The 20,155-nt window shown below is 50.2% G+C and carries 19 protein-coding genes and 1 other RNA gene; 10 read left to right on the forward strand and 10 right to left on the reverse strand.

All coding sequences use genetic code 11. The features are described from left to right. Window positions 1–184 precede the first annotated feature (184 nt). Window positions 185–1,009 carry a DUF6585 family protein gene (locus U869_RS0105065; RefSeq protein WP_025119845.1) on the forward strand — a complete coding sequence of 275 codons (825 nt, stop codon included), beginning with the start codon at window positions 185–187 and terminating at the stop codon, window positions 1,007–1,009. Here the strand turns inward: U869_RS0105065 and rseC are convergent. From rseC to rpoE, 4 genes are read right to left on the reverse strand one after another with little or no spacing between them, the layout of a single operon-like run. Further along, window positions 1,006–1,482: a SoxR-reducing system protein RseC gene (gene rseC, locus U869_RS0105070; protein WP_025119846.1), complete on the reverse strand. Its 477-nt coding sequence runs from the start codon at window positions 1,480–1,482 to the stop codon at window positions 1,006–1,008. The genes U869_RS0105065 and rseC overlap by 4 nt on opposite strands. Beyond that, window positions 1,479–2,438 (reverse strand): sigma-E factor regulatory protein RseB, encoded by a 960-nt coding sequence (gene rseB / locus U869_RS0105075; protein ID WP_025119847.1) that lies wholly within the window; start codon window positions 2,436–2,438, stop codon window positions 1,479–1,481. The genes rseC and rseB overlap by 4 nt, the downstream gene beginning before the upstream one ends. Further along, complete coding sequence (gene rseA / locus U869_RS0105080) at window positions 2,438–3,091, reverse strand: anti-sigma-E factor RseA (RefSeq protein WP_025119848.1); 654 nt, start codon at window positions 3,089–3,091, stop codon at window positions 2,438–2,440. Before rseA ends, rseB begins: the two co-directional genes overlap by 1 nt. Window positions 3,092–3,121: 30 nt before the next feature. After that, complete coding sequence (gene rpoE / locus U869_RS0105085; protein ID WP_012146382.1) at window positions 3,122–3,697, reverse strand: RNA polymerase sigma factor RpoE; 576 nt, start codon at window positions 3,695–3,697, stop codon at window positions 3,122–3,124. A gap of 213 nt (window positions 3,698–3,910) precedes the next feature. Between rpoE and nadB the strand changes: the two genes are divergently transcribed. After that, entirely contained in the window at window positions 3,911–5,512 is a 1,602-nt protein-coding gene (nadB, locus tag U869_RS0105090) for an L-aspartate oxidase (RefSeq protein ID WP_025119849.1), read from the forward strand. Window positions 5,513–5,516: 4 nt separating this feature from the next. On the opposite strand, the gene U869_RS0105095 is transcribed toward nadB, so the two are convergent. Beyond that, window positions 5,517–6,296, reverse strand: a complete 780-nt coding sequence (locus tag U869_RS0105095) for a tRNA1(Val) (adenine(37)-N6)-methyltransferase (RefSeq protein ID WP_025119850.1) — start codon at window positions 6,294–6,296, stop codon at window positions 5,517–5,519. 87 nt (window positions 6,297–6,383) lie between these two features. Between U869_RS0105095 and srmB the strand changes: the two genes are divergently transcribed. Next, window positions 6,384–7,697, forward strand: coding sequence for an ATP-dependent RNA helicase SrmB (gene srmB / locus U869_RS0105100; RefSeq protein WP_025119851.1), 1,314 nt, complete (start codon window positions 6,384–6,386; stop codon window positions 7,695–7,697). A gap of 275 nt (window positions 7,698–7,972) precedes the next feature. On the opposite strand, the gene grcA is transcribed toward srmB, so the two are convergent. Next, the gene (grcA, locus tag U869_RS0105105; RefSeq protein ID WP_025119852.1) at window positions 7,973–8,356 is read right to left on the reverse strand and encodes an autonomous glycyl radical cofactor GrcA; all 384 of its coding nucleotides are present in this window, start codon (window positions 8,354–8,356) and stop codon (window positions 7,973–7,975) included. A gap of 348 nt (window positions 8,357–8,704) precedes the next feature. Between grcA and ung the strand changes: the two genes are divergently transcribed. Continuing rightward, complete coding sequence (gene ung / locus U869_RS0105115; RefSeq protein ID WP_025119853.1) at window positions 8,705–9,388, forward strand: uracil-DNA glycosylase; 684 nt, start codon at window positions 8,705–8,707, stop codon at window positions 9,386–9,388. Window positions 9,389–9,440: 52 nt separating this feature from the next. Here ung and grpE read toward each other — a convergent pair whose 3' ends face one another. Further along, window positions 9,441–10,016, reverse strand: a complete 576-nt coding sequence (gene grpE, locus U869_RS0105120) for a nucleotide exchange factor GrpE (protein ID WP_025119854.1) — start codon at window positions 10,014–10,016, stop codon at window positions 9,441–9,443. A 124-nt stretch (window positions 10,017–10,140) separates the two neighbouring features. On the opposite strand from grpE, the gene nadK reads away from it, so the two are divergent. The 3 genes from nadK (at window position 10,141) to bamE (ending at window position 13,212) form a co-directional block, all read left to right on the forward strand. Then, window positions 10,141–11,019 (forward strand): NAD(+) kinase, encoded by an 879-nt coding sequence (gene nadK, locus U869_RS0105125; RefSeq protein ID WP_025119855.1) that lies wholly within the window; start codon window positions 10,141–10,143, stop codon window positions 11,017–11,019. A gap of 86 nt (window positions 11,020–11,105) precedes the next feature. Then, complete coding sequence (gene recN, locus U869_RS0105130; RefSeq protein WP_025119856.1) at window positions 11,106–12,767, forward strand: DNA repair protein RecN; 1,662 nt, start codon at window positions 11,106–11,108, stop codon at window positions 12,765–12,767. Between the two features lie 103 nt (window positions 12,768–12,870). Next, complete coding sequence (gene bamE / locus U869_RS0105135; protein ID WP_025119857.1) at window positions 12,871–13,212, forward strand: outer membrane protein assembly factor BamE; 342 nt, start codon at window positions 12,871–12,873, stop codon at window positions 13,210–13,212. 112 nt (window positions 13,213–13,324) lie between these two features. Here the strand turns inward: bamE and U869_RS0105140 are convergent, their stop codons facing one another. Continuing rightward, window positions 13,325–13,609 (reverse strand): RnfH family protein, encoded by a 285-nt coding sequence (locus tag U869_RS0105140; protein ID WP_025119858.1) that lies wholly within the window; start codon window positions 13,607–13,609, stop codon window positions 13,325–13,327. After that, on the reverse strand, window positions 13,602–14,036 hold the full coding sequence (locus tag U869_RS0105145) for a type II toxin-antitoxin system RatA family toxin (protein WP_025119859.1): 435 nt from the start codon (window positions 14,034–14,036) through the stop codon (window positions 13,602–13,604). Before U869_RS0105145 ends, U869_RS0105140 begins: the two co-directional genes overlap by 8 nt. A 162-nt stretch (window positions 14,037–14,198) precedes the next feature. On the opposite strand from U869_RS0105145, the gene smpB reads away from it, so the two are divergent. The 3 genes from smpB (at window position 14,199) to U869_RS0105155 (ending at window position 16,480) form a co-directional block, all read left to right on the forward strand. Beyond that, complete coding sequence (smpB, locus tag U869_RS0105150; protein WP_021178921.1) at window positions 14,199–14,681, forward strand: SsrA-binding protein SmpB; 483 nt, start codon at window positions 14,199–14,201, stop codon at window positions 14,679–14,681. 48 nt (window positions 14,682–14,729) lie between these two features. After that, window positions 14,730–15,093, forward strand: a transfer-messenger RNA (tmRNA) gene (gene ssrA / locus U869_RS30450). Between the two features lie 193 nt (window positions 15,094–15,286). Beyond that, entirely contained in the window at window positions 15,287–16,480 is a 1,194-nt protein-coding gene (locus U869_RS0105155; RefSeq protein ID WP_025119860.1) for an integrase domain-containing protein, read from the forward strand. A 49-nt stretch (window positions 16,481–16,529) separates the two neighbouring features. On the opposite strand, the gene dsr2 is transcribed toward U869_RS0105155, so the two are convergent. Beyond that, on the reverse strand, window positions 16,530–20,153 hold the full coding sequence (dsr2, locus tag U869_RS0105160; RefSeq protein WP_025119861.1) for an anti-phage defense-associated sirtuin Dsr2: 3,624 nt from the start codon (window positions 20,151–20,153) through the stop codon (window positions 16,530–16,532). Between the last annotated feature and the right edge of the window lie 2 nt (window positions 20,154–20,155).

The following is a 20,155-nucleotide window of genomic DNA, read 5'->3' on the forward strand; positions in this document are numbered from 1 at the left end:
ATCAATAACTTACATTTACGCCGCCACACCTCCGCTTTAGGAAAAGCCCCATATACGCCTCTGGTTCCCCTCGGTTACAAGTGGCAGGAACTTTGGATAAAAATAGACTTCAGGGCACTACGACATCGGCAAGCCCACCAGAGTTCACCAGCATCTCCTCTGAACATTGATTAGAAGGTTTACCATGATCGATAAAGGGCAAATGCTGAGCCGGCACGATTTTTCCAAGGTCAACTGGGGCATTTTGGCAGCGGTAGCGCTGCTGTTCACTCTCGGTGCGGCGCTGTTATTAATGCCGTTATTGAGCAACATGGAAGACCGAAACGTTCTGACCTTACTACAAACCGGCGCGGCTATCATTCTGTTGGGCAGTATTTTGCTGGCATTGCGCCAGTACCTGCGGCCAATGCTGACCTATCGTCTGTATGAGCACGGCGTACGCGTGCTGGATCACCGCAGCCATAAAGAACGGTTTATTGCGTTTGAAAAGATTGCCGATATCTACCGCTCTCACGGTAGCAGGCTGCTTGGGGGGCTGAGCGACACCATGGCGTTTCGCACCACGGAGGCGGCGTTCTGGTACAGCATCAAGAGCAATGTTTCACACTCCCAGCAACTGATTGAAATGCTGATCCAACGACAGATCCAGCAACGTGGGCCGCAGGCATTAAATTCGCTCTATCAAGGGGAGAAGTTGACGTTTGGCTATCTCAATAGCGGCAGGCGTTGGCTTGAGCCGTGGCGGGTGAAGCCGATTCAAACATTACGGCTTAGCGCGACAACGCTGAGTACCTCTCAGACGCAGGTGCAGATCGAAAAGATCCACCGGCTGGAGAAAAATGCGCAACGGGGTACCCTTCGCCTGTTCGATTTACAAGGCAACGAGCTGTTTTCGCTGTGCTATTACTCGCTGTTCAGCGCCGATCTGTTTATTGCGCTGATGGAGCATATGATCGGCAACCGCATCCCCGCCTACAACAACCCAGCGATGACGCGGCCACCCTATTAAATCGGGGATTCGGTTTCGGTATGTAAACGCAAGGCACCGGGCGGCAAACCGATTTGCAGCACCACGGGTTGGTAATTGGCCTGTTCACCAAGGCGTTTTGCCAAGCTACGTGCAATCAGGAAGGCTAGGCCACCCCCTAAAATTGCACCGAGCGCTGCGGCAGCGTCGCTACCCAAAAACCATTGCAACAGACCACCGCCGAGCATCATACCAAATAGCGGGGTCAAATAGACCAACATTGCCGAGCGTAACAGGCTGCCTTCGGCGATACCGACTTCAACGCGCTGGCCGGGCTCAAGAGGCTGGGCGATGGCCACCTGCAAGTGATGTTCACTTTCAGGCACCAGCTCATCGAAGGCACGAGCACCACAGCCAGAGCGCGCGGTACAGCTGCCACAGCCAGCTTTAGGCTCACAACGTAGCTGCGCCACGCCCTGTTGCCACGAGATCACCGTGGCCCACTCTTTCATCATTGTGGCGCTACCTTGAAAGTAATGCTGTCGGCAATGCGTTTGGCCGTTGAGGGCGGTAATTCCCCGACCACGGTAATTTCATTGCCATTACGAATTTCGGTTTGGATGGTACGGCGGCCCTGACGATAAAACTGTTGGCTGGCATTGCTGCCCGAAGGGCTGATATTGACCGAGAAGCTGAACAAGCCATCGCTATACAGGCGTGATTCAACGGGTACCGCTACATTCGGCAATTTGCGGCGATTGCGCGCCACCTCATTCACGCCAGCAGGCAACCAACCGGCCTTCCAGGCCAGCTTGACGTCCTCAGCCGCAGGCAAGGTTAATAGCGGTGGCAGATTAGCCTTGAGCAAAGGCTGCATGACAGTCTTCACCTGATCGCCCACGACGACCGAGATAACCCGATACTGCTCCAGCGTTTCGCCATCGCGATCGAGCAGATCGACCCGCAGCGGCAGCTTGGTTTCCATATCCATCCACACCACGTAGCTGTAACGGGAGCCGTCACGAGACACAACGCGGTAGACGTCACAGGCCCGATCGGAAATGCGGGTGCGGCCAACGGAGATGAAATCGTAGTATTTCGCCAGATAGTCGAAATCGGCAAACACGATGGCGGGCAAGGCGTCGACGATATGATCGCCAGACAGCGTGAACGGTTCCAGACCAGGCTCAAAATAGCTGATCCCACCACCACGTTGCAGCACTTCCCGGCGCGGGCCATCCATATGCAGCAACTGCCCCAACGGCTGTTGGTCGATCACCGCATGGCGATAGCGTAACGACTCTATCCCCTGCTTGCTGATGCTGATATAGGCGAGTTCGTAGTTGAGTGAACGGCTGGCACTGCTCATTTGTTGCAATAACGCCCCGGACGCAGGTTCCTGCGCCGAGGCGATATTTGCATTGAGCAGGCTGCCCGTTAAAAGACAAACGGAGAACCAGATTTGCTTCATTACTGCTGTTGCATTCCTAAAGACTGAGTTCCAGGAACCTGAATAGCCGCCTGCTGAGGCCTGCTTTGTTCAAGTTGCAGTTGATCGGAGTGCAAACGACGTTGCAGCTCATAATCCTGCAGCATGGCATTGATGCGTTTGCGCTGTTCCTGCACCTGCTGCTGTTGACCACTGCCGGTGGAGAAACTGTCTGCCGGGACGCCCAGGCTGACCGGGGAGGCTGCCCCCATGATCGGCATAGTGTTAAACGCAGGGCCTTCAGCAACGCCTGACTGTACAGCAGGCTGATTGTACTGTTGTACACCCACGATCACTGCCAGAGAAACACAAGCGGCCACGCCGACCTGCGTTAGCTGACTAGCCCAAGGACGCACCTTGTGCCAGAACGGCAGTTTACCCCAGGTATGAGGTTGCGGTTGAGATTCGGGGATTGCCGAAGGAACCAGACGAGCGGGCTCTTTTTCCAATGCGGCAGCAACACGGTCTGCGATATCGAAATGCATGACTTGTCCGATATTACCCCGTAACGTGTCACGGATCAGGTGATAGCTCTGCCAGCTTTGCTGAAGTGCTTTATCTTTACCCAATGAACTCAGCAGCTCATTGTCGAGCATTTCACCATCCATCAGAGCGGAAAGCTTTTCTTTCTGCATGCCTAAGTACCCTTCCAGTGTCCGCTATCGCTAACGTTGGATCAGCGGTTGAACTTTATTATCGATAGCCTCCCGAGCACGGAAAATACGTGACCGTACGGTTCCGACCGGGCAATCCATGATGGCGGCTATCTCTTCGTAGCTTAGACCATCCAACTCCCGCAGGGTAATCGCCATGCGAAGATCCTCTGGGAGTGACTCAATGGTACGGAAAACTATCTGTCTCAGTTCTTCTGACAACATTAAGTTCTCAGGGTTCGAAATTTCTTTCAGTGCACCCGCACTTTCGTAATTTTCGGCATCATTGGCATCCACATCGCTTGATGGTGGGCGCCGCCCCTGAGCAACCAGGTAATTTTTTGCTGTATTGACAGCAATTCGATACAACCAGGTGTAAAAGGCGCTATCACCACGGAATGACTCCAGTGCGCGATAAGCTTTAATAAACGACTCCTGCACCACATCCGGCACGTCGCCCTGTGGTACGTAGCGCGAAACGAGACTCGCCACTTTATGCTGGTAACGAATCACCAGTAAGTTAAACGATTTCTGATCGCCCTTTTGGACCCGCTCAACCAGAACCTGATCCGTTAACTGCTCGCTCATCCGAGGTAAACTCTCCCCAAATCTATCTCCACGCGTGAAATTGTACCGCCAGCCATACATTATTTTCCTGAGCAAGCACTCGCTTGGAGTTCATACGGAACGCTAAGTTCCATATCGCCATTGTTTTTTTGTTGATGTCACCTTGTCCGTGGCTTTTGCCCGGACAAGTAGGCTAACATGAATTTCACTCTTCTTCTGCACACATCATACGTTATGCAACCATCATCTGAACATGTTAGCGATGTACTGATTGTCGGCAGCGGTGCTGCCGGCTTGTCCCTGGCGTTGCGTTTGGCGCAACATTGCAAGGTTACTGTACTCAGCAAAGGTCCGCTCAATGAAGGCGCCACCTTTTATGCCCAAGGCGGGATTGCCGCGGTGTTTGATGAAACGGACAGCATCGCCTCGCACGTTGATGACACGCTGATCGCCGGTGCCGGCCTGTGTGATAAAGACGCCGTCGAGTTTATTGCCGGCAATGCGCGCCACTGCGTGCAATGGCTGATCGATCAGGGCGTCCTGTTCGACACCGAAACCAATTCCCAGGGTGAAGAACGCTATCACCTAACGCGCGAAGGTGGCCACAGCCATCGGCGCATCCTGCACGCCGCCGACGCCACAGGCAAAGAAGTAGAGACTACCCTGGTAGCGAAAGCAAGTGCTCACCCCAATATTTGTGTGATGGAACGGCGCAATGCGGTCGACCTGATCACCTCCAACAAGATCGGCTTGCCGGGCACCAAGCGCGTAGTGGGCGCTTACGTCTGGAACCGTGAGCGGGAGCAGGTGGAAACCTATCGCGCCAAAACGGTGGTGCTGGCTACCGGCGGAGCGGCCAAGGTTTATCAATATACCACCAACCCGGATATCTCTTCGGGTGACGGCATCGCCATGGCCTGGCGCGCAGGTTGCCGGGTCGCCAACCTGGAGTTCAACCAATTCCATCCAACTTGTCTGTTCCATCCACAGGCGCGTAACTTCCTGCTGACCGAAGCCCTGCGCGGCGAAGGTGCCCATCTGAAACGCCCGGACGGCAGCCGCTTTATGCCAGACTTTGATCCGCGTGGCGAACTGGCTCCGCGCGATATCGTCGCCCGCGCCATTGACCATGAGATGAAGCGCCTGGGTGCGGACTGCATGTATCTGGATATCAGCCACAAACCGGCGGAATTCATCACGCAACACTTCCCGATGATCCACGAAAAGCTGATGACGCTGGGCTTTGACCTGACCAAACAGCCAATCCCAATCGTACCTGCCGCGCATTACACCTGTGGTGGCGTGATGGTCGATCAACATGGTCGCACCGATCTGGATGGGCTATATGCCATCGGCGAGGTCAGCTACACCGGCCTGCACGGCGCCAACCGTATGGCGTCCAACTCACTGCTGGAATGCCTGGTTTATGGCTGGTCCGCCGCCGAAGATATTCTGACGCGACTCCCCGCCATCAAACTGGCCAAACAGTTACCGCAATGGGATGAAAGCCGGGTGGATGACTCGGATGAACGCGTGGTGATCCAGCATAACTGGCACGAACTGCGGCTGTTCATGTGGGACTACGTCGGTATCGTGCGCACCACCAAACGGCTGGAGCGGGCACTGCGCCGCATCAATACGTTGCAGCAGGAGATCGACGAGTATTACGCCAACTTCCGTATCTCCAACAACCTGCTGGAACTACGTAATCTGGTGCAGGTGGCGGAACTGATTGTGCGCAGCGCGATGGAGCGCAAGGAAAGTCGTGGGTTGCATTACACGCTTGATTACCCAGACATGTTGCCCGAGCCGAAACCCACTATCCTGCAACCCTGAAGGCTTAGTAGTTCAGATAGAAATCGGTAATCAACTGGCGGAACTCGGTGGTGTAGCTGCCATCCGCCAGTTTTATTGCCAATTCAGCCTCTTGTTTCACCATCGGCTGACGAGCTAATGCCAGCATCATACGATGTTTTGGCGTATCGGCCCGGTCACTGATATTCAGCCGCCGTGCGGTGTGCCAGCCACGTTGGTGGGCATTCACTTCAAAATCTTCACCGATCGCATAAGGCAGCACCACGCAGAACTGCCCCTCCGCCACGATCAGCCGTTCAGCGCTATCCAGCAAGGCATCGTGAGTCAGGGTTTCGGTATAGCGGGCGTTGGTACGGGCCAAATCGCGACAGGCAACGGAAGGCTCAAAATACGGCGGATTGCTGACGATCAGATCGTAACAATGCGCATGTTGCTGGGCAAAATGATGGATATCCTGGGCATAGACCTGAATTTTTTGCGGCCAAGGTGATTCCAGCACGTTATCACGCGCCTGCAAGGCGGCATCGTTGTCCAGTTCGACTGCATCAATAGCGACCTCGCCGGCTGTTCGCTGCGCCAACATCAGAGCAATCAGTCCACTACCGCAGCCAATATCCAGCACTCGCTGCACGTTATCCACGGCAGCCCAGGCACCGAGTAACACCGCATCGGTTCCCACCTTCATCGCGCAACGATCGTGGGCAACAAAGAACTGCTTAAAGGTAAAACCGCCGCGACGCGGGGTCGATTTCGTTTTAATTTGATTACTCACAATAGCCACCAGCAGACAAAACTGGCGTAGCATAAGGCAATCTGATTTAGGGTAAAAGTTAAAAAGGGTGAACCCTGCGGCCATCCCGTCTATAATCGGCGCCCCAAGTAGAGGTAGATAATGACAGCAACCAATTTTTCCGAACTCGAACTCGATGAGCGCCTGATCCTCGCTTTGCGTGATAAAGGCTACGATCGCCCCACCGCTATCCAGGCCGAGGCGATCCCGCCAGCCATGGACGGGCGCGACGTATTAGGTTCGGCACCGACCGGTACGGGCAAAACCGCCGCATTCTTGCTGCCGGTTCTGCAGCACCTGCTGGATTTCCCACGTAAGAAATCGGGCCCACCGCGCGTGTTGATCCTCACCCCGACGCGTGAGCTGGCTATGCAGGTGGCCGATCAGGCACGTGAATTGGCTGCGCATACCTCGCTCGATATCGCCACCATCACCGGCGGTGTGGCTTATATGAACCACGCCGAAGTCTTCAGCGAAAACCAGGACGTGGTCGTTGCCACCACTGGCCGCCTGCTGCAATACATCAAAGAAGAAAACTTTGACTGCCGCGCGGTAGAAACGCTGATCCTGGACGAAGCCGACCGCATGCTCGATATGGGCTTTGCGCAAGACATCGAAACCATCTCGGCCGAAACCCGCTGGCGTACCCAGACGTTGCTGTTCTCCGCAACGTTGGAAGGCGAAGCCATCCGCGAGTTTGCCGAACGCATCCTGAAAGATCCGGTTGAAGTTGAAGCCGATCCGTCACGCCGCGAACGTAAAAAAATCCTGCAATGGTATTACCGCGCCGATGACGTGAAGCATAAAACCGCCCTGCTGGTGCATTTGCTGCAACAGCCGGACGTGCAGAAGTCGGTGATCTTTGTACGTAAGCGTGAGCGCGTGCATGAGCTGGCAGCCTGGCTGCGTGAAGCGGGCATCAACACCTGCTATCTCGAAGGCGAGATGGTGCAGGCCAAGCGTAACGAAGCGGTAAAACGCATGATGGATGGCCGCGTTAACGTACTGGTCGCCACCGACGTTGCGGCACGCGGGCTGGATATTCTGGATATCACCCACGTGTTCAACTTCGATATGCCACGCACTGCCGACACCTATCTGCACCGTATTGGCCGTACTGGCCGTGCCGGGCGCAAAGGTACCGCTATTTCGCTGGTAGAGGCGCATGACCATCTGCTGCTGGGCAAAGTAGGCCGTTACCTCAATGAGCCACTGAAAGCCCGCGTGATTGAGGAGCTGCGTCCTTCCACCAAGGTACCTAGCGAGAAGAGCAACGGGAAACCTTCGAAGAAAGTGTTAGCTAAACGCGTTGAAGACAAGCTGAAGAACAAAGAGAAGGTCAAGGTGAAGGTACGCCATCGCGACGCGAAAAACGTCGGTAAGCGCCGCCAGCCGAAAGCCAAGCCAGAGGCTTAATTCCTACGTTGCAATCCCCTCTCCCTAACCCTCTCCCACAGGGAGAGGGGACTGAACGTGCCACATCTTAACGACAGTATTCATCCTCGACGCCCCCCTGCTACAGATTAGCTTCCGTACCTAACCACAACACCGGACTGGCTCCCTCTCCCCTGAACAAGTACCCATGTGATCCCCATTTCGTACCGTGGGAGAGGGTTGGGGTGAGGGGCGATCAAGAATTTTAACCATAGAAAAAGGGAGCCGAAGCTCCCTTTTGTTTACCTCACCTGAAATTACAGGCTTTCGGTAAAGGTACGTGCGATAACGTCACGCTGTTGCTCAGGCGTCAGTGAGTTGAAACGCACCGCATAGCCAGACACACGAATGGTCAGCTGTGGGTATTTTTCCGGGTTCTTGACCGCATCTTCCAACGTTTCGCGACGCAGCACGTTTACGTTCAGGTGCTGACCACCTTCAACGCGCACGGTAGGTTGCATTTCCATCGGCACTTCACGGTACTCGATCTGGCCCAGTTCGCTGACAGGCACGATCTGATCTTCCGCATAATCCGCTTTGGCACACACACAGCGCGCTTCTGATTTCTCATCATCCAGCAGCCAGAAAGAGTTCACCAGTGCTTGATTGTTCGCTTTAGTGATTTGAATACCAGTAATCATTTTGTTGCCTCCGTAACAGGGAGAAAAATTTCTACGTTGCCGGAAAACTCGGTTTGGCTTCCGGCCATTTGGTAAAACCAATGTTGTCTTGTTGTTCTGTATACCAGTCAAACCGGGTCGATTCTTTGACTAAAATCAATTTTTAAGGGGCATCCAAATGAACGCCAGAGGCAAATTTATGTTTTATATCAATTTTACCCTTTTGTTCCTTAAAATTATTTTTGTAAATTTTAAAAAATATTTGTAATCCTCGCTCACCATAGCGATCGAAAAAGCGGGTTTCGCCGAGCGGAGGTTAACGGTAAGCTATGCGCAATGAATTGCTAACAAAAACAAAGGAGAGTGCTTATGTCTACCTCCCTCACCTGGCATGACGTCATCGGCAAAGAGAAAGAGCAGCCCTACTTTCTGGATACACTCGCCTTTGTTGCCAACGAGCGCCAGGCTGGTAAGACCATTTATCCACCACAGAAGGACGTGTTTAACGCTTTCCGCTTTACCGAATTGGCGGACGTCAAAGTGGTGATCCTCGGGCAAGATCCCTATCACGGCCCGAACCAGGCTCATGGCCTGTCGTTTTCCGTGCTCCCAGGCATCCCTGCGCCGCCTTCACTGGTCAATATGTATAAAGAGCTGGTAACGGATATCCCCGGCTTTGAACGCCCGACACACGGTTGCCTGCAAAGCTGGGCCGAGCAAGGCGTACTGCTGCTCAATACCGTGTTAACCGTTGAGGGTGGCCGGGCGCATTCTCACGCCAACCTGGGCTGGGAAACCTTTACCGACAAGGTCATAGCCGCACTAAATGAAAACCGCGAGGGCGTGGTGTTCCTGCTATGGGGTTCGCACGCACAAAAGAAAGGGAGTTTTATCGATCGTCAGCGCCATCATGTGTTGAAAGCGCCGCATCCCTCTCCGCTTTCTGCCCATCGCGGTTTCCTGGGTTGTCACCACTTTTCACAAACCAATCAGCTACTGGAACAACAAGGGTTGGCACCGATTGACTGGGTGCCGCACCTGCCGCAAGCCTGATCCAGGCGTGAAAAAGGCACCCGCGGGTGCCTTTTTCCTTCACCAGGTCTTATCAAGACTTGGCTTTGGAAACCGCTACCATCGCCGGGCGCAGCAGGCGGCCATTCAGCGTATAGCCTTTCTGCATCACCATCATGACATGGTTCGGCTGATGGTCGGCTGATTCCATCAGGCTCATCGCCTGGTGCACGTCCGGGTTGAATGGCACGTTGAGTTCACCCACCACTTCGATACCATACTTGCGTACCGCGTCAAGCAGTGACTTCAGCGTCAGCTCAATCCCTTCGATCATCGCGACCAGTTCAGGGTTGTTCTTGTCCGCCAGCTCCAGCGCACGCTCCAGGTTGTCGATCACCGGCAGCAAATCGCCTGAGAATTTTTCCAGCGCGAAGCGGTGTGCCTTCTCAACGTCCAGCTCGCTACGACGGCGAACGTTTTCCATTTCGGCTTTGGCACGCAGCAGGCTATCACGCTCGCGTTGCTGAGCTTCGGCCAGTTGGGTTTCCAGCTCGGCAATGCGTTCATCGCGCAGATCGGCGCCGGCCGCCATGGCTTCTTCGTGCTGTGCTTGCTGTTCCATTTCTTCCGAGGCTTGCTCGTTTGGCGTCTTCTGTTCTTTACTACTCATGAATATCTCCGCGTTTTAGCATTAATCTCGCAACTTGGCTTATTATGGGGATCAAAACCGGGGTTTCAAGTCAACCGGTCACAATGTGGGGCATAAACCGTCCCTGGTGAGGAAAATGGCAGCAATGAATAAAAAATTTGCATGTATTGGCATTGTTGGGCACCCGCGTCACCCTTCTGCTCTGGCCACCCATGAGATGTTATACGAATGGTTGGTTGCCCGTGGCTACTCGGTGATCCTTGAACGCCAGATTGCCCACGACTTAGGCATGAAAGACGCCGACACCGGCAGCCTGGCAGAGATTGGTCTGCGGGCGGATCTCGCCGTCGTGGTCGGTGGTGATGGCAATATGCTGGGCGCCGCACGCGTATTGGCGCGTTATGACATCAAAGTGATCGGGGTTAACCGTGGCAATCTCGGTTTTCTGACCGATCTCGACCCGGATAACGCGCTCCAGCAATTGGCGGACGTGCTGGAAGGGGAATATATCGACGAGAAGCGCTTCCTGTTGGAAACCATCGTCCATAAAGAGCACCAGCAATGCCGCGTTAGCACCGCGATTAACGAGGTCGTGTTACACCCCGGCAAGGTGGCACATATGATCGAGTTTGAAGTCTACATTGACGATCGCTTCGCCTTCTCGCAGCGTTCCGACGGCCTGATCATCGCCACACCAACCGGCTCCACCGCCTACTCGCTTTCCGCAGGCGGCCCCATTTTGACCCCGTCGCTGGAAGCCATTGCGCTGGTGCCGATGTTCCCGCACACGCTTTCCGCCCGGCCGCTGGTGATTAACGGTGACAGCACGATCCGCCTGAAGTTTTCCCATATCGGCAGCGATCTGGAAATCAGCTGTGACAGCCAGATCGCCCTGCCTATCCAGGAAGGCGAAGAGGTTCTGATCCGGCGCAGCGACTTCCACCTAAACCTGATCCACCCCAAGGATTACAGCTATTTCAATACGTTGAGTACCAAATTGGGCTGGTCAAAAAAATTATTCTAAAAATAGCGCCAACCGCTTTACTGTATATAAAACCAGTTTATACTGTATGAAATCACAGCTATGTGTTTATGAACAGGAAGGTCCCTATGTTGGCGCAATTAACCATCAGCAATTTTGCTATCGTTCGTGAGTTGGAGATCGACTTTCAAGCGGGTATGACGGCGATCACCGGTGAAACCGGTGCCGGTAAGTCGATTGCTATTGATGCGTTAGGCCTCTGCCTCGGTAATCGCGCCGACGGCAACGTGGTTCGTCTGGGGGCCTCCCGTGCCGATATCTGTGCCCGCTTCTCACTGGCTGATACCCCATCCGCCCGCGAATGGCTGGAACAGAATCAGCTGGATGACAGCAACGAGTGCCTGCTGCGCCGCGTCATCGGTACAGACGGCCGTTCGCGTGGCTTTATCAACGGCACCGCCGTCCCGCTTTCCCAACTGCGGGAACTGGGACAACGGCTGATCCAGATCCACGGCCAGCATGCCCACCAACTGCTGCTCAAACCCGAACACCAAAAACAGCTGCTGGATGCCTATGCGGGCGAACCCGCTTTACAGGCGGCCATGCACCAGGCCTACCACCAATGGCACCAAAGCTGCCGGGAGCTGGCACACCATCAGCAGCAATCTCTCGAGCGCGATGCCCGCAAGCAACTGCTGCAATACCAATTGAAAGAGCTGAACGAGTTCGCCCCTCAAGCCGGTGAATTTGAGCAGATCGATAGCGAATACAAACGCCTGGCTAACAGCGGCCAGTTGCTGACCCTCAGCCAGCAAGCGTTGCAATTGCTCGCCGACGATGAACAACACAACATGCTCAGCCAGCTCTACACCACCAAGCACCTGCTGCTGGATCTGATCGGTATGGATGAGAAACTCAGCGGCCTGCTGGATATGCTGGAAGAAGCCTCGATCCAAATCAGCGAGGCCAGTGACGAGCTGCGCCATTACGCAGACCGCATGGATCTCGATCCTAATCGCCTGCATGAGCTGGAACAGCGCCTGTCACGCCAGATAGGCCTGGCACGTAAGCACCATGTTTCACCAGAAGAGTTACCCGTCCTGCATCAACAACTGCTGGACGAGCAACAACTGCTGTCCCAACAGGCCAGCGATCAGCAACACCTGAGCGAAGCCGTCAATCTGCATCATCAACAGGCGCTGGCTCTGGCTGAACAGCTGCACCAGAAACGTCAGCACTACGCGGCCGAGTTAACCACCCTGATCACCGAAAGCATGAATGCGCTCTCGATGCCGCACGGCAAATTTAATATCGATGTACGCTTTGAACCGGAATACCTGAGCAGCGAGGGGGCCAGCCGCGTTGAGTTCTGCGTCTCCACCAACCCAGGGCAACCGTTGCAACCGCTGGCAAAAGTGGCCTCCGGTGGCGAGCTATCGCGCATCGCATTGGCGATCCAGGTCATTACCGCACGTAAAATGGAGACCCCGGCGCTCATCTTCGATGAAGTGGACGTCGGCATCAGTGGCCCAACGGCAGCCATCGTTGGCCGCCTGCTGCGCCAGCTTGGGGAATCAACCCAGGTGATGTGCGTGACTCACTTACCGCAGGTTGCCGGTTGTGGTCACCAACATTTCTATGTCAGCAAGCAAACCGACGGCACGGTAACCGAAACCCAGATGTCGCCATTGGATAAACGAGCACGTCTGCAAGAGTTGGCGCGGCTGCTCGGCGGTAGCGAAGTCACAAAAAATACGCTGGCAAACGCAAAAGAATTGCTGGCCGCATAACTTTTTTACTTTCCTGAGGTCATATTGGAGCCCTGTAAAGGTTCCCAACTGCTGCAAGGTCTATTATCATCGGCATCCTATGCCCTAAAGGAATGTGATTACTATGCGCTGTAAAATGCTGACAGCTGCCGCTGTGGTTCTTGTGATGCTGACCGCAGGCTGTTCTACTTTCGAGAAGATCGTTTACCGGCCGGATATCAACCAGGGTAACTACCTGACACCTACCGACGTGGCAAAAATCCACAAGGGAATGACGCAACAACAGGTTGCTTACACATTGGGCACACCAATGATGCAGGATCCGTTTGGCACTCAGACGTGGTTCTACGTGTTCCGCCAAGAGCCAGGCCACGAGAAGATCACGCAGCAAACGCTGACGTTGACGTTCGACAGCGCAGGCGTGTTGACGGATATGCAGAATAAACCGGCGTTGACAGATCAGTAAGCCGTGCCGGAGCTGTCATCCGGCCCGTGAGGAAGAGTGAAATCCTCCACGACAGTCGTAGGCTGCAACTCGGAAGACAACATTCTGATGAAGATAAGGCGCATTAAGCGCCTTATTTTTTTGCCTTTTCCGCGCGCTGGCGACGCAGCTCCTTCGGATCGGCCAGCAATGGCCGGTAAATCTCTACCCTGTCACCGTCATTAAGCACATCGCCCAACTTGGCTGGTCGGCTGTAGATGCCTACCTTGTTGCTGGCCAGATCGATATCGCTACGTAGCTCTAGCAGCCCAGAAGCGAGGATAGCCTGCTCAACGCTGCTGCCTGCAGCCAGCTTAACCTGGCGCACGTACTGACGTTCAGGTAACGCATAGACCACCTCAACGCGTATCTCAGACACTGTAGACCTCTTTGGCGCGCTGGGTGAACGCTTGCACCATATTGCCGGCCAACTCTTTAAACACTTTACCGAAGGCCAATTCGATCAGCTTGTTGGTGAACTCAAAATCCAGGTGCAGCTCAACCTTGCACGCCTCGGGGCTTAGCGCGGTGAACTGCCAACCGCCCATCAGCTTGCGGAACGGGCCATCAACCAGTTGCATGTTGATACTTTGGTTGTCCAGCAGCGTATTGCGCGTGGTGAAGGTTTTGCTGATACCGGCTTTTGCCACCTCCACCGCGGCGGTCATTTCATTAGGGGAAGCGGCTATCACCCGGCTGCCGGTACATCCTGGCAGGAAATCGGGGTAAGAATGAACATCATTAACCAACTGATACATCTGCTCGGCGCTGAATGGCACCAATGCAGATCGACTGATCTGGGGCATAACATTTCCTGAGAGGCAAAAAACGTACAGATAATACCATTTATCTGGCGTCAGACAAAAAATCTGCTACGCGCTGACGTGGCTAAAAAATGCGAGAAATTGCGCAGGTGCTGAGTGGGAAAGGATTTCTTTCGCTGCGCCATCCAGTATAATGACCGCACTATGACAAAGAAAAAAGCATACAAACCCGGTTCCGCGACCATTGCACAAAACAAGCGAGCACGTTTCGAATACTCCATTGAAGAGGAAATCGAGGCGGGTTTGGCGCTGCAAGGTTGGGAAGTAAAATCACTGCGTGCTGGCAAAGCTAACATCAGCGACAGTTATGTGATGTTCCGCGACGGTGAAGCCTATCTGTTTGGCGCCACCATTTCGCCGCTGAACGTCGCTTCGACTCATGTGGTATGCGATCCAACACGTTCCCGTAAACTGCTGCTGAAAAAACGTGAGCTAGACTCACTGATTGGCCGCGTAACCCGCGATGGTTATACCGTGGTTGCCCTCTCCATGTATTGGAAAAATGCCTGGAGCAAGGTGAAGATCGGCGTAGCCAAAGGCAAGAAAGAACACGATAAGCGCGATGACATCAAAGATCGTGAATGGCAGACGGCGAAAGCCCGTATCATGAAGCATGCCAATCGTTAAGCCGCTGGCTTAACAGGGTAATCTTCTGGTATACTGCACACAGTACTTGGGGCTGATTCTGGATTCGACGGGATTTGCGAAGCCCTAGGAGCATGCCGAGGGGCGGTTTGCCTCGTAAAAAGCCGCAAAAAAATAGTCGCAAACGACGAAAACTACGCACTAGCAGCTTAATACCCTGCATAGAGCCCTCTCTCCCTAGCTTCCGCTCTTAAGACGGGGATAAAGAGAGGTCAAACCCAAAAGAGATCGCATGGAAGTCCTGCCTGGGGCTGAAGTGCTAAAATTAATCAGGCTAGTTTGTTAGTGGCGTGTCCATCCGCAGCTGACCGGCGAATGTAAAGATTGGACTAAGCATGTAGTGCCGACGGTGTAGTAATTTCGGACGGGGGTTCAAATCCCCCCAGCTCCACCAAATAATGATCCGGGTATTACCAGATAAGTCCGGAGAAGTACGGAAAGCCCGCATCCCACCTAGGTTTGCGGGCTTTTTTGTGTCTGTAGTAGTCCGAGGATATCCGGCTGAATCCGGTATTTATTGGTATACGTTTAGGTATACGCTAAAATGTATGCCAATAACGTATACCAATAGACGGAAGAACCCACGCATGGCGCGCACTACACGCCCCCTCACGCATACCGAAGTACAAAAAGCCAAAGCCACTGAGAAAGACCTAACCCTACATGACGGTGACGGTTTGTTCCTGCTAGTCAAAACCTCCGGAAAGAAACTCTGGCGTTTCCGTTACCTTCGCCCTGGCACCAGCTCACGCACTATGATCGGCATCGGTGCATACCCTGCCCTTTCCCTAGCCGATGCCCGGCAGATCCGCGCAGAGAAACTCGCCATACTGGCAAAAGGGATTGACCCACAGGCCAAAGAAGCCGAAGAGGTAGAACAGCAACAGATCGCCCAAGAGAGCATTTTCCTTAACGTGGCAAAGCAGTGGTTTGCATTGAAGCAAGCCCACGTGAGCGCGGATCACGCGAAAGATATCTGGCGTTCCATTGAGAAAGATATTTTGCCCTCCCTGGAGAATGTCCCTGTTCAGGAAATTAAGGCTCGCTTGCTGATCCAGGTGCTGGAACCTATCAAGGCTCGAGGCGCACTAGAGACTGTTCGCCGATTAGTACAGCGTATCAACGAAATCATGATCTACTCCGTCAACACCGGCTTGATTGAGGCTAACCCAGCCTCTGGTATTGGTAATGCATTTGAACGCCCTAAAAAGCAGCATATGCCGACTATACGCCCCGAAGAACTGCCTAAGCTGATGCGAACTATCTCGATGAGTAATCTATCGATACCAACGCGCTGTTTGCTGGAATGGCAATTGCTAACGCTGATACGGCCTGCAGAAGCCTCGGCAACCGCCTGGGCCGAGATCGATATAGAGAAAAGGGAGTGGTGCATACCGGCAGAACGTATGAAGGCAAAGCGCGATCATATCGTTCCACTCTCAGACCAAGCGTTAGAGATACTCGAAATCATGCACCCTATCAGCGGTAGGCGTGAGCATGTGTTCCCAAGCCGCAACGATCCACGCAAGCCGATGAACAGCCAGACGGCAAATGCAGCCTTAAAGCGTATTGGCTATGGCGGCAAGCTTGTGGCTCATGGGTTACGGTCTATCGCTAGCACGGCTATGAATGAGGCTGAGTTTAATGCTGATGTGATTGAGTCAGCGCTAGCCCATTGTGATAAGAATGAGGTTCGCCGGGCCTATAATCGTTCTACATACCTTGAGCAACGGCGGGAATTGATGAATTGGTGGGGAAAAGAGGTATACGCCAAAAATTAAATCATAAAATATTTATTAAACCACCAGAGTGCTCTCTGGTGGCCATTATTTATGCCACCCAATTATTTTTAACTTCATCAAATTCATCTGATGAGTTGCATATTAACTTCCAATCAAGAATAACCTCAGGAATTATTTCACCTTTGTCTACAAGATAACGATGAATATGCGAAGCAAGTTTTGCTGCGCTAACACGTTTTTCAAGCCTAGCCACCTCTGTCTCCATATTTATATCTTCATGCATAATTTTCTCTAACCCAATTACTAGAGAGTCCATTAGGATTCTACTTTTAACAACAGAGCTTTCAGCTATATATTCAGCTATGAAAATAATGCAGTCAGACAAGCATGGCCCACAGTTCCATTTTATCTTTTCTACCAAGCAATCTATAATTTTATCGTAATAGATACTATTATCATGAAGGATATATAAGGATCTAATTGCACCTTGAATTATTTTTTCTTCAGTGGAGATAATTGCATCACAAACATCATCAATCATAGCAATGCGCGCTGGTGAATCATTAATAAAAATAGATATCAAAGCCGGCATGACTACCAGCCCATCATTATTCATCTTTTTCAATAAAGTAACAATTCGCTCTTTAACCGAAGTGGTTATGTCATCTAGACTATGTAATGATAGACTAGTTACTATGCTTACTATATTTAAAAGACGGGATTCAAACTCTTCTTTAATATCCTTATAATCTGCGCCACTTAAATATCCTCTGTCACATTCAAACCATTCCTCTAACTGACAGACTAACATATCTATTTCTTCATGTGAAAAAACCATAGCTGCCGACGCACCTATAAATTCCATGCAATAACGGGATCTCCCATTGGTGATCGTGATTCCTTTCTCTCCTGAATTATTATGGATAGGGAATTGATATTTATTAAGATACTCCATCATATTTTTAGCCACATCTATTCCCGCAGGATGGAGGTTCTTTATAAAATAGAATCTGTAATAATCAACATCTTTAGGGAATCCAAATTCATCCGTTTTTGACCAAATAGCTTTAATTAGTTTTTTTATGTCAGATTTATTAAGAAAACCTAATTCATGAAGAATAATCATTTTAGTTGATGAAATACGTCTGGATTGCTCATTGCCACTTTTTATATACTCAACGTCCTTTTTAAAAAGAGCGCTGGGTAACGTTCTAATAATATCTGATACGGCATTTCTTTTCAAATATACTAAGTATTCGAATGGATTAACAAAATCATGCGGTGATCTGTCATCACCTTTCTTGGCAGAGGGAAATTTAATAAAAAGAGGTATTAACTCTATTTTTTGCTCTGTACTTAAACTTTTTATCGCTCGCGCAATAAGATTTTTTACTGAACCATAATTATTGAAGTTAGTTGAATTAAATATGTCACTTAGAAATTCAAAGATTTCTTTTTTCTTTTCAAATGAACATTTAGCAACCAATCTCGATAAAATTTCTGGTATAATATTAAATAATGAAAATTCTATTTGCGTGCATTGCTTTGATTTAAATCCTGTAGTCTTATGATAGATTTCTTTAAATTTAATTAAATAACCTTCAAGTATCTCGTTAATTTTATCACGATTTAACTCTCTTAGATGAGAACGGTTGTATAATCGTCCTATAGATCTTTCATCAGCTATTCTAAGTAATGAGAACAATGCCCACTCAGGACAATATTCGTATATACCAACAGAGGCATTAATAGCCGTAGACTTTGAAATTGTTAACATTGGCGGTATACGGAATGGTAAACCGATCTCTTCAGCAAAGAGGAGGAAGTTAAAGGCATAACTAACTATATTATCTTTCGCGTTAGAGAGGAAACTAATCGTAGAACTCCTCCTACCAAGGTCAAAATCATATTGACCATTAGATTCTTTCCCCCTTGATATTTGCTCTAATCTTATTTCAAAAAATTTCATTTCATTAATAGGGTCACATCTATATTGAGAGAGAACAGCTAACCTTTCAGTATAATCATTTACACTCTCCTCTTTGTTTGAACGCCATAGGCTATTTTTTAACAGCCGAGTTAACAGCATAATATAAGATTCTTGGGAATAGTTCGCATAGTCATAACCACTAGGCATTAAACGGTTACTTCTTCTTATTGTTGCCAAAGAGCTTTCTAAAATAGAAATGGACTCATCAACCATTCCGAATTCGGCAAGTAAACCAGCTCGTTTCGCTTCATGGAATGGAAGTTGAGCATTCCTTTCCCAACTTGATATTTTGCTTATAGCCTCATCTATATCTAAATTATAATATGAAAAAATAACATTTTCATATTCATAGTCAGCATATATCTCGGGTGATAATTTACTCTTTGACTCAATTATTATCACCGACAGACGTAACCATTCATTTTTTAATCCCTCTTGCCTACAATACCTCATAAGATTAATTATCAAAAAAGGAAAATACTCATTTAAACCATCAATATATAAATTCGCATCATTTTTTTCAGCAAGATATAATCCCTCATACCTATCAATAATAATAAATATTCTCTTAGCCAAATCATCAAATATCGGCATAAGCGATTTGTTTATTCGCCATACTATTTCATATGCGATTTTAATGTCTTCATTGCCGTCCCAATCATCATGTAGTGAAAATATCTCTAACCAATACTCTGTCTCACTCCATAACCTACGTCTGTTATCTTCTGGAACTATGCACCAATTGGGGAATGACTCTCTATCTCTGCTCCAAGATGTAATAACTTCCTTAATCCCTTCCTTCTTTTGCTCTATTGAACCTGTTCTTAATGGTGGGTTAATATGATCAGATGTAGGCCATTTTAGGTTAAACTCTTCTTTTTTACTTTTAATAAGAAAATCAAAAAAACATTCATAAGATTTATAATGACTGACATTATCAACCAAATAATTCAAGTCAACTATAACTATATTTCTCCGTTCTAATAACTTCCTTTGAGCTTCGTTAAATGAAAACAAACCAATCAAGAATATTTTTGGCGAATTCTCACTTCCTAAGTTATCCCTAATCCATCCAATCCAGTTCAAGAAGTTCGGATCATCCCCAGAAAAACCGATAAGACACAGTGTATTTTCAATCAGCGATTGTTGCACTGTATTAACGAATGTCGAAAAATCTATAGGGTAACGCCTGTAGTCTTCTTCTGTTATTATAAAAGGTCTTTCCGATGGAAAACTCCCATGCAATTTAATTATTCTTGGTTTTTCTGCATTCATTAAATCATTTTTATTTACAACTAAATCGTACTTTCTTGACTCGACAAAAACACTGGCTCTTTCAAGAAGAGTGTCGTAATTTGTAGTAAATACATCAACCCACGGCAAGCTAAGTAACTCTTTATGCAATTGTGACGGTTCATACTCTTTATCAGGAATATTTTCTTGAATAATCTTATCTAACACATTCCTGCCAAAAGCAGCTTGAACTTCATCACCAAGTTTTAACACATTCGAGTAACGATTTAGATTACTTTCACAATAAACTTTCTCATAGAATAGTTCTCCTAGGTCATTCCACATGGGAAATTTCCGAGCCTTGTTGCTAGTTGGTTTAGCGTTCCTACTAAACCCCGCACCGACTAGAACAGCAGCATGCCCATCCCAAAGCCTAGACGCAATGTCGTTTAAAAGCGGAATAATTTTTTTACGATTATTAGTACTCATCC

Origin of the sequence: Serratia sp. H1w, from assembly GCF_000633355.1 — a bacterium.
Taxonomy (GTDB): Bacteria; Pseudomonadota; Gammaproteobacteria; order Enterobacterales; family Enterobacteriaceae; genus Chania.

Bases quoted from the DNA above. Each gene is read 5' to 3' on its own strand.
- U869_RS0105065 (WP_025119845.1), top strand. From the start codon at position 185: ATGATCGATAAAGGGCAAATGCTGAGCCGGCACGATTTTTCCAAGGTC.
- rseC (WP_025119846.1), bottom strand. From the start codon at position 1,482: ATGATGAAAGAGTGGGCCACGGTGATCTCGTGGCAACAGGGCGTGGCG.
- rseB (WP_025119847.1), bottom strand. From the start codon at position 2,438: ATGAAGCAAATCTGGTTCTCCGTTTGTCTTTTAACGGGCAGCCTGCTC.
- rseA (WP_025119848.1), bottom strand. From the start codon at position 3,091: ATGCAGAAAGAAAAGCTTTCCGCTCTGATGGATGGTGAAATGCTCGAC.
- rpoE (WP_012146382.1), bottom strand. From the start codon at position 3,697: ATGAGCGAGCAGTTAACGGATCAGGTTCTGGTTGAGCGGGTCCAAAAG.
- nadB (WP_025119849.1), top strand. From the start codon at position 3,911: ATGCAACCATCATCTGAACATGTTAGCGATGTACTGATTGTCGGCAGC.
- U869_RS0105095 (WP_025119850.1), bottom strand. From the start codon at position 6,296: ATGCTACGCCAGTTTTGTCTGCTGGTGGCTATTGTGAGTAATCAAATT.
- srmB (WP_025119851.1), top strand. From the start codon at position 6,384: ATGACAGCAACCAATTTTTCCGAACTCGAACTCGATGAGCGCCTGATC.
- grcA (WP_025119852.1), bottom strand. From the start codon at position 8,356: ATGATTACTGGTATTCAAATCACTAAAGCGAACAATCAAGCACTGGTG.
- ung (WP_025119853.1), top strand. From the start codon at position 8,705: ATGTCTACCTCCCTCACCTGGCATGACGTCATCGGCAAAGAGAAAGAG.
- grpE (WP_025119854.1), bottom strand. From the start codon at position 10,016: ATGAGTAGTAAAGAACAGAAGACGCCAAACGAGCAAGCCTCGGAAGAA.
- nadK (WP_025119855.1), top strand. From the start codon at position 10,141: ATGAATAAAAAATTTGCATGTATTGGCATTGTTGGGCACCCGCGTCAC.
- recN (WP_025119856.1), top strand. From the start codon at position 11,106: ATGTTGGCGCAATTAACCATCAGCAATTTTGCTATCGTTCGTGAGTTG.
- bamE (WP_025119857.1), top strand. From the start codon at position 12,871: ATGCGCTGTAAAATGCTGACAGCTGCCGCTGTGGTTCTTGTGATGCTG.
- U869_RS0105145 (WP_025119859.1), bottom strand. From the start codon at position 14,036: ATGCCCCAGATCAGTCGATCTGCATTGGTGCCATTCAGCGCCGAGCAG.
- smpB (WP_021178921.1), top strand. From the start codon at position 14,199: ATGACAAAGAAAAAAGCATACAAACCCGGTTCCGCGACCATTGCACAA.
- U869_RS0105155 (WP_025119860.1), top strand. From the start codon at position 15,287: ATGGCGCGCACTACACGCCCCCTCACGCATACCGAAGTACAAAAAGCC.
- dsr2 (WP_025119861.1), bottom strand. From the start codon at position 20,153: ATGAGTACTAATAATCGTAAAAAAATTATTCCGCTTTTAAACGACATT.